This is a genomic window from Pseudomonas sp. NBRC 111124 (genome assembly GCF_001320245.1).
In the GTDB taxonomy this organism is placed as follows: Bacteria; Pseudomonadota; Gammaproteobacteria; order Pseudomonadales; family Pseudomonadaceae; genus Aquipseudomonas.
Genome location: NZ_BCBA01000016.1, coordinates 43,022 through 56,729, shown reverse-complemented (window position 1 = coordinate 56,729; position 13,708 = coordinate 43,022). Strand labels below are relative to the sequence as shown.

Here is a 13,708-nt window from a genome sequence, read left to right as displayed (position 1 = left end):
CCTGCTCGGTCGCCGACGACACTTCGCGGATCGAGCCGTGGATACGTTCGACGAAGCGGTTGAAGGCCTTGCCCAGGATGCCGAACTCATCGAGGCTGTGGATGCTCAGGCGTTTGGTCAGGTCACCTTCACCTTCGGCAATGTCTTCCATGGCGCGGGTCATGGTGTGCAGCGGCTGCATCAGCACGCGGATCAGCAGGCCGAGCAGGCCGATGATGATCACCACGGCCACCAGGGTGGCGATTACTGCCGAGGTGCGGAAGGTGCTGAGCATGGCGAAGGCTTTGTCTTTATCCACCGACAGGCCAATGTACCAGTTGGCCGAGGGCAGGCCCTTGATCGGGGTGAAAGTCAGCAGGCGGGCCTGGCCGTTGGCATCGACTTCGGTCAGCTCACCGGACAGTTTCGGCGTGTGCTGCGGGAACAGGTCCGGCAGCGACTTCATCACCAGGTCCTGGTCCGGGTGAACCAGGATCTTGCCTTGGTCGTTGACCAGGAAGGCATAGCCCATGCCGCCGAAGTTCAGCGAATTGATGATCTGCACCAGGCCATCGAGTGCCAGGTCGCCACCGACCACGCCGACGCTGCTGGACACCTTGCTGAGGATGCCGATGACCATCTTGTTGGTGGTCAGGTCGATATAGGGCTCGGTAAGAATCGCACCCTGGGCGTTCATGCCGTCCTTGTACCAGGGGCGGGTGCGCGGGTCATAGCCCTCTGGCATCTTGGCGTCCGGACGCACGCTGAAGCCACCATCGACCTTGCCCAGGTAGACTGTGAGGAAGCTCGAGATCAGGGCATTCTGGCCCATCAGTGTTTCGGCGTTGGCGGGTTGCTGGGCAATGTTCTGCGCCAGGTTTTCCACCAGCTTGATACGGCCATCGAACAGGTTGCGGATGTTGGTCGAAGTGGATTCGCCCATTTCAGCCAGATAATTCTCCAGATCCTCGCGGATCGCATTACGCTGGAGGTAATCGTTGTAAAGGGTGAACAGGCTGAAGGCGAGTATCACGATCAATGACGCAGCCAAAAGGATCTTGTGGCTGAAACGCAGGTTTTTGTTCATGGCGTAATCGGTTCCGCTAAGGTTTTTATCGGGCGTTCGCACGGTATCGCTGCAAACAGTGCAACATCCCGAAAAATCCTTTTTCGGTTGCTCCTGTCTATTAAGGCGAATATCACCCAAAGGTATCGGCCGAATTAAGCTAAAGCTTGAGCGGGGGAATAAAGAGATGTCGGAAACTTCGACCATAGTTGTAGGCGCTGATCCGAGCGGGCAGCCCGTTCAGCAGGCCATGCGCCTTGCCAATCGTCACGGCCTGGTTGCCGGGGCTACCGGTACCGGCAAGACCGTGACCTTGCAGCACCTGGCGGAGGTGTTCAGCGATGCGGGTGTGGCGGTGTTCGCAGCGGACGTCAAAGGCGACCTGTGCGGCCTGGGTGCAGCCGGTGCACCACAAGGCAAGGTGGCCGAGCGCATCGCTGGCATGCCTTGGCTGGGGCATACGCCAAAAGCCTATCCGGTGACGCTCTGGGATGTGGCGGGGCAGTCCGGCCATCCGTTGCGTACCACCCTGAGCGAAATGGGCCCGTTGCTGCTCGGTAACCTGCTGGAGTTGACCGACAGCCAGCAGGCGGCGTTGTATGCGGCGTTCAAGGTGGCGGACCGCGAAGGTTTGCTGCTGCTTGACCTGAAAGACCTCAAGGCGCTGTTGGCGCACCTGAAGGACAACCCGCAACTGCTCGGCGAAGACAGCGCGCTGATGACCACTGGCTCGACCCAGGCCCTGCTGCGTCGGCTGGCAACCTTGGAGCAGCAAGGCGCTGAAGCGTTGTTTGGCGAGCCGGCGCTGCAACTGGAAGACCTGTTGCGGCCAGATAGCGATGGCCGTGGGCGTATTCACCTGCTCGACGCCAGCCGGCTGGTGCACGAGGCGCCGAAGGTCTATGCCACGTTCTTGTTGTGGCTGCTGGCTGAGCTGTTCGAGCAGTTGCCGGAGCGTGGTGATGCCGATAAACCGGTGTTGGCGCTATTTTTCGATGAGGCGCACCTGTTGTTCAACGGCACGCCGAAAGCGCTGCAGGACCGTCTGGAGCAGGTGGTGCGGTTGATCCGTTCCAAGGGGGTTGGCGTATATTTCGTCACCCAGTCGCCGAGCGATCTGCCTGACAGCGTGCTCGCCCAATTGGGCTTGCGCATCCAGCACGGCCTTCGCGCCTTCACCGCTAAAGAGCAGAAGTCGCTAAGGGCCGTGGCTGATGGTTTCCGCCCGAACCCGGCATTCGACAGCCTGGCGGTGCTGACCGAGCTGGGGATTGGCGAGGCGCTGGTCGGCACCTTGGAAGACAAAGGTACGCCGGCGATGGTCCAACGGGTGCTGATCGCGCCACCGCAGTCGCGGATCGGGCCGTTGAGTGCGGCCGAACGCAGTGCGTTGATTGCGGCTTCGCCTTTGCTGGGGCGGTATGACAAGGCGATCGACCGGGAATCGGCCTATGAAATGCTGACCCAGCGCAAAGGTGAGCCGGTGGAGCCAGCACCGGTACCGAAGGCGGACGAAGAGAGTTTCGCTGACAAGGCAGGGGAATTTTTGCAGAGCGCGGCGGGGCAGGCGATCAAGTCGGCGGTGCGTCAGGCGGCCAATCAGCTCGGGCGGCAGCTGGTGCGTGGATTGATGGGGTCGTTGCTGGGTGGCAAGAAGAAGTGACTGCTTTCGCCCACGAAAAAGGCGCCCGAGGGCGCCTTTTTCAGTGCAGCTGTATCGCTCAGGCCAGTGCCTTGGAGGCCAGCCAGAACAGGCCGGCCGCCAGGCCCATCGAAGCGGGCAGGGTCAGAACCCAAGCCAACAGAATGGTCTTCACGGTGCCGCCTTGCAGGCCGCTCTTGTTGGCGACCATGGTGCCGGCAACGCCGGAAGACAGCACGTGGGTGGTCGACACCGGCAGGGCAAACACGTTGGCCATGCCGATGGCGCAAGCCGCGGTGATCTGCGCCGACATGCCCTGGGCATAGGTCATGCCCTGCTTGCCAATCTTCTCGCCGACGGTCAGGACCACGCGCTTCCAGCCGACCATGGTGCCCAGGCCCAGGGCCAGGGCGACGGCCACGATCACCCAGAACGGGGCGTATTCGGTGGTCGCGGTCAGGTCCTTGCGCAGCTTCTCGAGGTCGGCCTTTTCGCGTGCGTCCAGGCCAGGCAGTTTGCCTACCTTCTTCGCAGTGTCATCCAGGCACAGTAGGTAGCGGCGCACTTCGACACGCTTTTCGGCATCCAGCGCGTGGTAATCGGTCACACCTTGCAGCGAGGCCTGCAGGGCAGCGATGGTCGGTTCGGTCTGCTGCGGGTTGCAGCTGAACTTCTCTGGCAGGTCGGTCGACTTGGCCTTGCCCAGTGCCAGGAACTCGCCCAAGGTGGCGGCGTTGCGCTGATAGAACTGGCTCATGTGCAGGGTGGCGTCGCGGGTGCGCTCGATCTGGTAGGTAGTGCTGTTCAGGTCGAGGACGAACTTGGCCGGAACGATACCAATCAGCACCAGCATGATCAGGCCGATGCCCTTCTGGCCATCGTTGGAACCGTGCACGAAGCTCACGCCCATGGCCGAAATCACCAGGACCAAGCGGTTCCAGAACGGTGGGTGCTTCTTGTCGTCGAGCTTGCGGCGCTGCTCCGGGGTTTTATGCATCTTCGACAGCGGGCGCCACCATTTCAGGCCGATCAGTACCAGTGCCGCGACGGCGAAGCCGGCAATCGGCGAGACCACCAGCGACATGGCGATGTCGATCGCCTTTTGCCAGTTGACGCCATCGCCCAGCGGGATGTCGTTGATCAGTGCGTTGGCCAGGCCCACGCCGAGGATCGAGCCAATCAGGGTATGCGAGCTGGAAGCGGGAATGCCGAAGTACCAGGTGCCGAGGTTCCAGGTAATGGCAGCGGCCAGCAGCGAGAAGACCATGGCCAGGCCATGCCCGGTATTCACATTGATCAGCAGCTCGACCGGCAGCAGGTGCACGATGGCGTAGGCCACCCCGACACCGCCGAGCAGAACGCCGAGGAAGTTGAACACCCCGGAGAAGAACACGGCCAGGTGTGGTGGCATGGCTTTGGTATAGATGACGGTGGCTACCGCGTTGGCGGTGTCATGAAAGCCATTGATGAACTCGAATGCGAGCACGAAGGTCAGGGCGAGCAGCAGGCTCACCAATACCCAGGCATCCAGTCCGCTGAATAAATCGATCATGAAGGTTGTCTGGCGGTCATAGGGGGGCGGGATTATGCCAGAAAACCTTGGCAATCGATGCACCCACTGCTGACCGATGGCAGCTTTGTGAGCGCCCTCTCTGCCGAGAAGGTGGCGCGATCTGGCGGCAAAACTTCCGATAAAAATCAAGAAATTGCCAAAAATTCGTTAAATTTCTGGAAAAATCTGCGCGGTGCGACGCTTCAAACGATCGTATGAAATTTGTGTAATTCCATTTCATCCTCGGCCATCCAGTAAAGATCGGCCGCGTCGAGGGCGCCAGGCCCGCGACGCAATGGCAGTGCAAGAGGCCGGTCAGGGCTCCTCGCTGCGCAGTTCCTTTTCCATTTTTTCCAGTTCCTGGCTGAAGGCCTGATCCTGGACGGTGGCACGTTTGCGCCAAGGCTTGCGTTCCGGCTCCGGTTGAGCGGCGTAAGTGGTGACTTCACCACCGTAAACTTCCTTGTAACGTTCAGCCTGGCGCTCGAGTTCAGCGCGCAGTTCATCTTTCGTCACAGTAATACCTGAATGAGTAGTAGTGGCTGGTGTTGCATGCAGGTGCAAGTTGCCCATGCACACGAGCGCTGGTTTGCGGATGAAGGCCTAGCCAGTATTCCACGCCGGAGTCTCGATCCGGGCCAGCGGAATCGATTATAGCAATCGGTAAATCGCCAAACAGGGTTATTTATGCAACAGCGAGCAAAGTTTCGAGCCATCAGTGGCTTGTACAAACTTTGAGCAAACAGCAATCGAATAGTTCGCTGTCATGTTGCCGTATAGCAGAAATAAAACGGCCCCGCACGAGGCGAGGCCGTTGCCTGGGGACTTCTACGGTGGGTACCTGACCAGTCTCTCCAAAGAAGCCACATGTGGCAGGAGAAAGGTATAAGTAAATTTGTCAGCGGTCAATTGCGATTATCGGCCGTTCGTTCGATAATCGCACGAGCCAGCGATTTTTTTGAGGTGAGCGATGAGCGACGAAACCACGGCCAACGAATCTGCCAACCCAGAGGCGTCCCGCCCGAGCGCGCCTGCGCTGGCGCCGCCGATCGTGGCCTCACCGGCCAAGCGAATTCAGGCGTTTACCGGCGACCCTGACTTCATGACCTCCCTCGCCCGTGGCCTGGCGGTGATACAGGCCTTCCAGGAGCGCAAGCGCCACCTGACCATCGCCCAGATCAGTCATCGCACCGAAATCCCCAGAGCCGCCGTGCGCCGCTGCCTGCACACCCTGATCAAACTGGGTTACGCCACCACCGACGGGCGCACCTATTCGCTGCTGCCGAAAGTGCTGACCCTGGGCCACGCCTACCTGTCGTCGACGCCGCTGGCGGTGTCGGCCCAGCCTTATCTGGACCGCATCAGCGACCAGTTGCACGAGGCGGCCAACATGGCCACCCTCGAAGGCGACGACATTCTTTATATAGCCCGTTCGGCCACGGTGGAGCGGCTGATCTCGGTCGACCTGTCGGTCGGTGGACGGTTGCCGGCCTATTGCACGTCCATGGGGCGCATCCTGCTGGCGGCCATGGATGACACCAGCCTGCGCGAGTACCTGGACCGCGCCGATCTCAAGGCACGCACCAGCCGTACCCTGAACGACCCCGAATCGTTGTTCGCCTGCATTCAGCAGGTGCGCGAGCAGGGCTGGTGCGTGGTCGACCAGGAACTTGAGCAGGGGCTGCGCTCGATCGCTGTGCCTATCTATGACGCGTCCGGGCAAGTGCTGGCGGCGTTGAACGTGAGCACCCATGTCGGGCGGGTGACGCGCAGCGAGCTGGAGCAGCGCTTCCTGCCGATCCTGCTGGCGGCCAGCCGCGACCTTTGCCATCAGTTGTTCGGTTGACGGCGTTGGCGACACAGTTTCCTGTTCGATAAACGCACAGTGTCGCTTCGGGTGAATTGCGCCACCCCCCGGTCGCTGATTAATGTCTCTCGCAACGGTCGGCTCTGCCGACCGATACAACAAAAACATAAGAGGCGCATCCCATGACCACTGTCACTCGACTGCTGCGGCCGCACCCGCACGCAGTACCGTTGTATCCAGGCTGATTCAGGCCGCACTTCATCGAATATTCAAGCCCTGTGCTCTTGACCTAAGTGCAGTGGCCGACCGTGCCCCCCTTTCTGGATAACAACAATGAACCAACCACAGTCTGTCGGGAACAATCTCGACGTCCAGTCGTTCATCAATGAACAGCCACTGTCGCGCTATCAATGGCGCGTGGTGATTCTCTGCTTCCTGATCGTCTTTCTCGATGGCCTCGATACCGCGGCCATGGGCTTCATCGCGCCGGCCTTGTCGCAGGAATGGGGCATCGACCGCGCCAGCCTCGGCCCGGTGATGAGTGCCGCGTTGATCGGTATGGTGTTCGGTGCCCTGGGTTCCGGGCCGCTGGCCGACCGTTTCGGGCGCAAGGGAGTGCTGGTCGGGGCGGTGCTGGTATTCGGTGGCTTCAGCCTGGCCTCGGCCTATGCCGGCAACGTCGACCAGCTGCTGGTGCTGCGCTTCCTGACCGGCCTGGGGCTTGGAGCGGGGATGCCCAACGCCACCACGTTGCTGTCGGAATACACCCCGGAGCGCCTCAAATCGCTGCTGGTGACCAGCATGTTCTGTGGCTTCAACCTCGGCATGGCCGGTGGCGGTTTCATTTCCGCGAAGATGATCCCGGCCTATGGCTGGCATAGCCTGCTGGTGATCGGTGGCGTGCTGCCGTTGCTGCTGGCCGTGGTGCTGATGGTCTGGCTGCCGGAGTCGGCGCGCTTCCTGGTGGTGCGCAACCGCGGTAACGACAAGGTGCGCAAGACCCTGGCGCCCATCGCTCCGGCGGTGGTGGCGCAGGCGGCCAGCTTCAGCGTGCCAGAGCAGAAGGCCGTGGCGACGCGCAACGTGTTTGCGGTGATCTTCTCCGGGACCTACGGCCTTGGCACGGTGCTGCTGTGGCTGACCTACTTCATGGGCCTGGTGATCGTCTACCTGCTGACCAGCTGGCTGCCGACGCTGATGCGCGACAGCGGCGCCAGCATGGAACAAGCCGCGTTCATCGGAGCGCTGTTCCAGTTCGGCGGTGTGCTCAGCGCGGTGCTGGTGGGGTGGGCCATGGATCGCTTCAATCCGCACAAGGTCATCGGCATCTTCTACTTCCTGGCCGGAGTGTTTGCCTACGCCGTGGGCCAGAGCCTGGGCAACATCACCGTACTTGCCACCCTGGTGCTGGTCGCCGGCATGTGCGTCAACGGCGCGCAATCGGCCATGCCGTCGCTGGCCGCACGCTTCTACCCGACCCAAGGGCGCGCCACAGGCGTATCGTGGATGCTGGGTATCGGCCGCTTCGGCGCGATCCTCGGGGCCTGGAGTGGCGCGACGCTGCTGGGCCTGGGCTGGAGCTTCGAGCAGGTGCTGACCGCATTGCTGGTACCGGCGGCGCTGGCCACACTCGCCGTGATCGTCAAAGGCTTGGTGAGTCACGCCGACGCGACCTGACCCGGTGAGGAACTGCGCCGTGGCCCCTGATCGTAGAGGGATAGCAGGGCAACATTTTGTTCGATAATCGCACGGATAGTCGATTATCGAATTGTAAGCGACCCCTCTGTCTCCTTAATCTGGGCTCAACGTAGCACCCCTGGCAGGAGAAGCCTGATGCGTGAAGTATTTATCTGTGACGCCATCCGCACCCCGATCGGCCGCTTTGGCGGCGCCCTGGCCGGCGTGCGTGCCGACGACCTGGCGGCCGTGCCGCTGAAGGCGCTGATCGAACGCAACCCGTCGGTACAGTGGGACCAGCTCGACGAAGTGTTCTTCGGCTGCGCCAACCAGGCCGGTGAAGACAACCGCAACGTCGCGCGCATGGCCCTGCTGCTGGCCGGCCTGCCAGAGAGCGTACCGGGTGTGACCCTGAACCGCCTGTGTGCTTCGGGCATGGACGCCATCGGCACGGCCTTCCGCGCCATTGCCAGCGGCGAGATGGAGTTCGTGATTGCCGGCGGCGTCGAGTCGATGTCGCGTGCGCCGTTCGTCATGGGCAAGGCCGAAAGCGGCTATTCGCGCAACATGAAGCTCGAAGACACCACCATCGGCTGGCGTTTCGTCAACCCGCTGATGAAGAGCCAGTACGGGGTCGACGCCATGCCAGAGACTGCCGATAACGTGGCTGACGACTACAACGTTTCCCGTGCTGACCAGGACGCTTTCGCCCTGCGCAGCCAGCAGAAGGCTGCTGCGGCCCAGGCTGCGGGCTTCTTCGCCGAAGAGATCGTGCCCGTGCGTATCGCCCACAAGAAGGGCGAAACCCTCGTCGAGCGTGACGAGCACCTGCGCCCTGAGACCACGCTGGAAGCCCTGACCAAACTCAAGCCGGTCAACGGCCCGGACAAGACGGTTACCGCTGGCAACGCCTCGGGCGTCAACGACGGTGCTGCGGCACTGATCCTGGCTTCGGCCGAGGCGGTGAAGAAGCATGGCCTGACCCCACGGGCCCGCGTACTGGGCATGGCCAGCGCCGGTGTTGCCCCGCGTGTCATGGGCATCGGCCCGGTGCCGGCGGTGCGCAAGCTGACCGAGCGCCTGGGTGTGGCAGTGAATGATTTCGATGTGATCGAGCTCAACGAAGCCTTCGCCAGCCAAGGCCTGGCGGTGCTGCGCGAGCTGGGTGTGGCCGACGATGCGCCGCAGGTGAACCCCAACGGCGGCGCGATCGCCCTGGGCCACCCGCTGGGCATGAGCGGTGCGCGCCTGGTGCTGACAGCGCTTCACCAGCTGGAGAAGAGCGGCGGCCGCAAGGGCCTGGCAACCATGTGTGTGGGCGTCGGCCAGGGCCTGGCGTTGGCCATCGAGCGGGTTTGACCTGTACCGGCCTCTTCGCGGGTAAACCCGCTCCCACAGGGGGAACCACGCCTCCCTCTGTAGGAGCGGGTTTACCCGCGAAGAGGCCGGCACTTACGGCATAAGGCCAATTGCTACCCGGCAAGCGGAACGTGTGTGTTACTGGGTATGTCTAGACTTACCTGTGACACTTCTGGAGTAAACACACCATGACCTCAAGCTATTACACCGGTGAAGAGCGCAGCAAACGCATCTTCGCCATCGTTGGTGCCTCTTCGGGCAACCTGGTGGAATGGTTCGACTTCTACGTCTATGCCTTCAGCGCGATCTACTTCGCCGCGTCTTTCTTCCCCTCTGACGACCCCACCGTGCAGCTGCTCAACACCGCCGGTGTATTCGCTGCAGGCTTCCTGATGCGCCCGATCGGTGGCTGGCTCTTCGGCCGCCTGGCTGACCGCCATGGTCGCAAGAATTCCCTGATGATCTCGGTGCTGATGATGTGCTTCGGCTCGCTGATGATCGCCTGCTTGCCAACCTATTCGAGCATCGGTGCCTGGGCTCCGGCGCTGCTGTTGCTGGCACGGCTGATCCAGGGCCTGTCGGTGGGCGGCGAGTACGGCACCACCGCGACCTACATGAGTGAAGTGGCCCTGCGCGGCCAGCGCGGCTTCTTCGCGTCGTTCCAGTACGTGACCCTGATCGGTGGCCAGTTGCTGGCGGTGCTGGTGGTCGTAATCATGCAACAGCTGCTGACCGAGGAAGAACTGCGCGCCTGGGGCTGGCGCATTCCGTTCGTGGTCGGTGCCATCGCCGCGCTGATTTCGCTGATGCTGCGCCGCTCGCTGCACGAGACCAGCAGCGCCGAAACCCGCAAGGACAAGGACGCCGGTACCATCAAAGGGCTGTTCCGCAACCACACCGCAGCGTTCATCACCGTGCTGGGCTACACCGCTGGTGGTTCGCTGATCTTCTACACCTTCACCACCTACATGCAGAAGTACCTGGTCAATACGGCAGGCATGCCGGCGAAGACCGCCAGTTTCGTGATGACCGGCGCGCTGTTCCTGTACATGGTGATGCAGCCGTTCTTCGGCATGCTCTCCGACCGCATCGGCCGGCGTAACTCGATGCTGCTGTTCGGTGCATTGGGCACGATCTTCACCGTCCCGCTGCTGATGGCGCTGAAGACAGTGAGCAGCCCGTTCATGGCCTTCGTGCTGATCACCCTGGCCCTGTGCATCGTCAGCTTCTACACCTCGATCAGTGGCCTGGTGAAAGCCGAGATGTTCCCGCCGCAGGTGCGTGCGCTGGGGGTGGGCCTGGCTTACGCGGTGGCCAACGCAGCGTTCGGTGGTTCCGCTGAATACGTGGCCCTGGGCCTGAAGACCATGGGCATGGAAAACACCTTCTACTGGTACGTGACGGCCATGATGGCAATTGCCTTCCTGTTCAGCCTGCGCCTGCCGAAGCAGGCGGAGTACCTGCACCACGATGATTAAGGACGTTGCATGAGCAACCAACTGTTCGACGCCTACTTCACCGCGCCAGCCATGCGCGACGTGTTCTCCGACCGTGGCCGCCTGCAGGGCATGCTCGACTTCGAGGCCGCACTGGCACGTGCCGAGGCCGCTGCTGGCCTGGTGCCGCACAGCGCCGTGGCGGCCATTGAGGCGGCCTGCCAGGCCGAACGCTATGACGTGCGTGCCCTGGCCGACGCCATCGCCACCGCTGGCAACTCGGCAATCCCGCTGGTCAAGGCGCTGGGCAAGGTGATCGCCAGTGGTGTGCCCGAAGCCGAACGCTATGTGCATCTGGGCGCTACCAGCCAGGACGCGATGGATACCGGGCTGGTCCTGCAGTTGCGCGATGCACTGGACCTGATCGAAGCCGATCTCGCCAAGCTGGCCGAGACCCTGGCCCGCCAGGCCTTGCAGCATGCCGACACGCCGCTGGTCGGCCGAACCTGGCTGCAACATGCCACGCCCGTGACTCTGGGCATGAAGCTGGCCGGTGTACTCGGCGCCTTGACCCGCCATCGCCAGCGCCTGCAGGAACTGCGCCCGCGCTTGCTGGTGCTGCAGTTCGGCGGTGCCTCCGGCAGCCTGGCGGCGCTGGGTAGCAAAGCCATGCCGGTGGCAGAAGCCCTGGCCGAACAGCTCAAGCTGACCTTGCCCGAACAGCCTTGGCACACCCAGCGTGATCGCCTGGTGGAGTTCGCCTCGGTACTGGGCCTGGTTGCCGGCAGCCTGGGCAAGTTCGGCCGCGATGTCAGCCTGCTGATGCAGACCGAAGCCGGTGAGGTGTTCGAGCCTTCCGCGCCGGGCAAGGGCGGTTCGTCGACCATGCCGCACAAGCGCAACCCGGTCGGCGCGGCGGTGCTGATCGGCGCCGCTACCCGTGTTCCCGGCTTGCTTTCGACCCTGTTCGCCGCCATGCCCCAGGAGCACGAGCGCAGCCTCGGCCTGTGGCATGCCGAATGGGAAACCTTGCCGGACATCTGTTGCCTGGTCTCTGGCGCCCTGCGCCAGGCCCAGGTGATCGCCGAAGGCATGGAAGTGGATGCCGAGCGCATGCGCCGCAACCTCGACCTGACCCAAGGCCTGGTACTGGCCGAAGCGGTGAGCATCGTGCTCGCCCAGCGCCTGGGCCGTGACCGTGCCCACCACCTGCTGGAGCAATGCTGCCAGCGTGCCGTGGCCCAACAGCGCCACCTGCGCGCCGTGTTGGGTGACGAGCCACAGGTCAGCGCCGAACTGAGCGCGGAAGAACTTGATCGCCTGCTCGACCCTGCCCATTACCTCGGCCAGGCCCGCGTCTGGGTGGCGCGCGCCGTGGCTGAACATCAACGTTTGACTGCCTGAAGGAGACCGCTGTGGCGCACTTGCAACTGGCCGATGGCGTACTGAACTACCAACTCGATGGCCCGGCCGATGCTCCGGTGCTGGTCCTGTCCAACTCGCTGGGTACTGACCTCGGCATGTGGGACAGCCAGATTCCGCTGTGGAGCGAACACTTCCGCGTGTTGCGCTACGACACCCGTGGCCACGGCGCTTCACAGGTCACTGAAGGCCCCTACAGCGTTGAGCAACTGGGCCGGGATGTGCTGGCACTGCTCGACGCCCTGGACATCCAGCACGCGCACTTTGTCGGCCTGTCCATGGGCGGCCTGATCGGCCAGTGGCTGGGTATCCATGCCGGCGCGCGCCTGCACAGCCTGACCCTGTGCAACACCGCCGCCAAGATCGCCAACGACGAGGTGTGGAACACCCGTATCGACACCGTGCTCAAGGGCGGCCAGCAGGCCATGGTCAACTTGCGCGATGCCTCCATCGCCCGCTGGTTCACGCCGGCATTTGCCGAGCAGCAGCCGCAAGAGGCCCAGCGCATCTGCCAGATGCTGGCGCAGACCAGCCCCGAGGGTTATGCCGCCAACTGCGCGGCCGTGCGCGACGCCGACTTCCGTGAGCAACTGGGCCGCATCCAGGTGGCGACGCTGATCGTCGCCGGTACCGAAGACGTGGTGACCACCCCAGAGCATGGTCGCATCATGCAGGCCGGTATCATTGGTGCCACTTACGCCGAGTTCCCGGCGGCGCACCTCTCCAACGTCGAGATCGGCGAGGCGTTCAGCCGCCGCGTGCTCGACTTCCTGCTGGCTCGCTGAGGGATTGGCCATGGATGAGAAACAACGTTACGACGCCGGCATGCAGGTTCGCCGCGCAGTGCTGGGCGATGCCCACGTGGACCGCAGCCTGGAGAAGCTCAACGACTTCAATGGCGAGTTCCAGGAAATGATCACCCGGCATGCCTGGGGCGACATCTGGACTCGCCCGGGCCTGCCGCGCCACACCCGCAGCCTGATCACCATTGCCATGCTGATCGGCATGAACCGCAACGACGAGCTCAAGCTGCACCTGCGCGCGGCGGCCAACAACGGCGTGACCCGCGAAGAGATCAAGGAAGTGCTGATGCAGAGCGCGATCTATTGCGGCATACCGGCTGCCAATGCCACCTTCCACATGGCCGAGTCGGTGTGGGATGAGTTGGGTGTGGAGTCGCGGGGTTAAACCCCGCGCACGGCCACCGGCCCGGCATTGGCTTCCACGGCCTGCTTCAGGGCCGGGCACAGGCCCAACATGAACGCCGCTTCAGCCACCACGAACAGCGGGCCGATGATCAGCCCGCTGATATCGTCGACGAACGCCGGCTTGCGGCCTTCGTAATGGTGCCCGACGAACTGAATTATCCAGCCCACCACGAACGCACCCAGCCCGGCGCTGAGCCACAGGCCGGTGGATTGCGTGGCCAGTGCCTGGCCGGTCCACAGGCACAGCCCCAGCAGCAGGCCCATGACCAGGCCGAAACGCAGGTCCAGGCGTAGATAGAAGCGCACGGCAGCGGCGGCGGCGAGCAGGGCGGGGGATAGCCAGATGCCGGCAACCTCCCAGCCGGGCCGCGATAGCAGCACCGTGACGGCTACCACGATCAGCGGAATGCCGACGAAGTGGGTGGCGATGTTGCGTGGGTCGCGGTGGTAGTTGGCGTACTGGCTCAGGTGTTCGACGAGGTTTTTCATTGTTGTGCCTCCCTGGGTGGCCGATGCCTCGATATAGCTGAGGATAGCCCGCAGCCACCACCATCATCAGT

Annotated in this window: 12 protein-coding genes and 1 pseudogene; 9 read left to right on the top strand and 4 right to left on the bottom strand. The window is 62.9% G+C overall.

The features are described 5' to 3' along the window. Positions 1-49: 49 nt before the first annotated feature. A pseudogene (locus APH28_RS29445) lies at positions 50-1,066 on the bottom strand (cache domain-containing protein); the annotation flags it as partial. A 166-nt stretch (positions 1,067-1,232) separates the two neighbouring features. Between APH28_RS29445 and APH28_RS08380 the strand changes: the two are divergent. After that, positions 1,233-2,708 carry a helicase HerA-like domain-containing protein gene (locus APH28_RS08380; RefSeq protein WP_060508486.1) on the top strand — a complete coding sequence of 492 codons (1,476 nt, stop codon included), beginning with the start codon at positions 1,233-1,235 and terminating at the stop codon, positions 2,706-2,708. Between the two features lie 58 nt (positions 2,709-2,766). Here the strand turns inward: APH28_RS08380 and APH28_RS08375 are convergent, their stop codons facing one another. After that, positions 2,767-4,239, bottom strand: coding sequence for an inorganic phosphate transporter (locus APH28_RS08375; protein WP_060508485.1), 1,473 nt, complete (start codon positions 4,237-4,239; stop codon positions 2,767-2,769). Positions 4,240-4,296: 57 nt separating this feature from the next. On the opposite strand from APH28_RS08375, the gene APH28_RS28580 reads away from it, so the two are divergent. After that, on the top strand, positions 4,297-4,458 hold the full coding sequence (locus tag APH28_RS28580; protein WP_156340874.1) for a hypothetical protein: 162 nt from the start codon (positions 4,297-4,299) through the stop codon (positions 4,456-4,458). A 96-nt stretch (positions 4,459-4,554) separates the two neighbouring features. Here the strand turns inward: APH28_RS28580 and APH28_RS08370 are convergent, their stop codons facing one another. After that, a complete protein-coding gene (locus APH28_RS08370; RefSeq protein ID WP_060508484.1) occupies positions 4,555-4,755 on the bottom strand; it encodes a hypothetical protein in 201 nt (66 codons plus the stop codon). A 454-nt stretch (positions 4,756-5,209) separates the two neighbouring features. Between APH28_RS08370 and pcaR the strand changes: the two genes are divergently transcribed. From pcaR to pcaC, 7 genes are all read left to right on the top strand, one after another. After that, entirely contained in the window at positions 5,210-6,085 is an 876-nt protein-coding gene (gene pcaR, locus APH28_RS08365; protein ID WP_027917929.1) for a pca regulon transcriptional regulator PcaR, read from the top strand. A gap of 294 nt (positions 6,086-6,379) precedes the next feature. After that, entirely contained in the window at positions 6,380-7,723 is a 1,344-nt protein-coding gene (locus APH28_RS08360) for an MFS transporter (RefSeq protein WP_060508483.1), read from the top strand. Positions 7,724-7,876: 153 nt separating this feature from the next. Continuing rightward, entirely contained in the window at positions 7,877-9,082 is a 1,206-nt protein-coding gene (gene pcaF / locus APH28_RS08355) for a 3-oxoadipyl-CoA thiolase (protein WP_177334245.1), read from the top strand. Between the two features lie 188 nt (positions 9,083-9,270). After that, complete coding sequence (locus APH28_RS08350; RefSeq protein ID WP_060508481.1) at positions 9,271-10,560, top strand: MFS family transporter; 1,290 nt, start codon at positions 9,271-9,273, stop codon at positions 10,558-10,560. A 9-nt stretch (positions 10,561-10,569) separates the two neighbouring features. Then, entirely contained in the window at positions 10,570-11,922 is a 1,353-nt protein-coding gene (locus tag APH28_RS08345) for a 3-carboxy-cis,cis-muconate cycloisomerase (RefSeq protein ID WP_060508480.1), read from the top strand. Between the two features lie 11 nt (positions 11,923-11,933). Continuing rightward, a complete protein-coding gene (pcaD, locus tag APH28_RS08340; RefSeq protein ID WP_060508479.1) occupies positions 11,934-12,725 on the top strand; it encodes a 3-oxoadipate enol-lactonase in 792 nt (263 codons plus the stop codon). 10 nt (positions 12,726-12,735) lie between these two features. Next, a complete protein-coding gene (gene pcaC, locus APH28_RS08335; protein WP_060508478.1) occupies positions 12,736-13,128 on the top strand; it encodes a 4-carboxymuconolactone decarboxylase in 393 nt (130 codons plus the stop codon). On the opposite strand, the gene APH28_RS08330 is transcribed toward pcaC, so the two are convergent. After that, a complete protein-coding gene (locus tag APH28_RS08330; RefSeq protein WP_060508477.1) occupies positions 13,125-13,637 on the bottom strand; it encodes a DUF962 domain-containing protein in 513 nt (170 codons plus the stop codon). The genes pcaC and APH28_RS08330 overlap by 4 nt on opposite strands. Between the last annotated feature and the right edge of the window lie 71 nt (positions 13,638-13,708).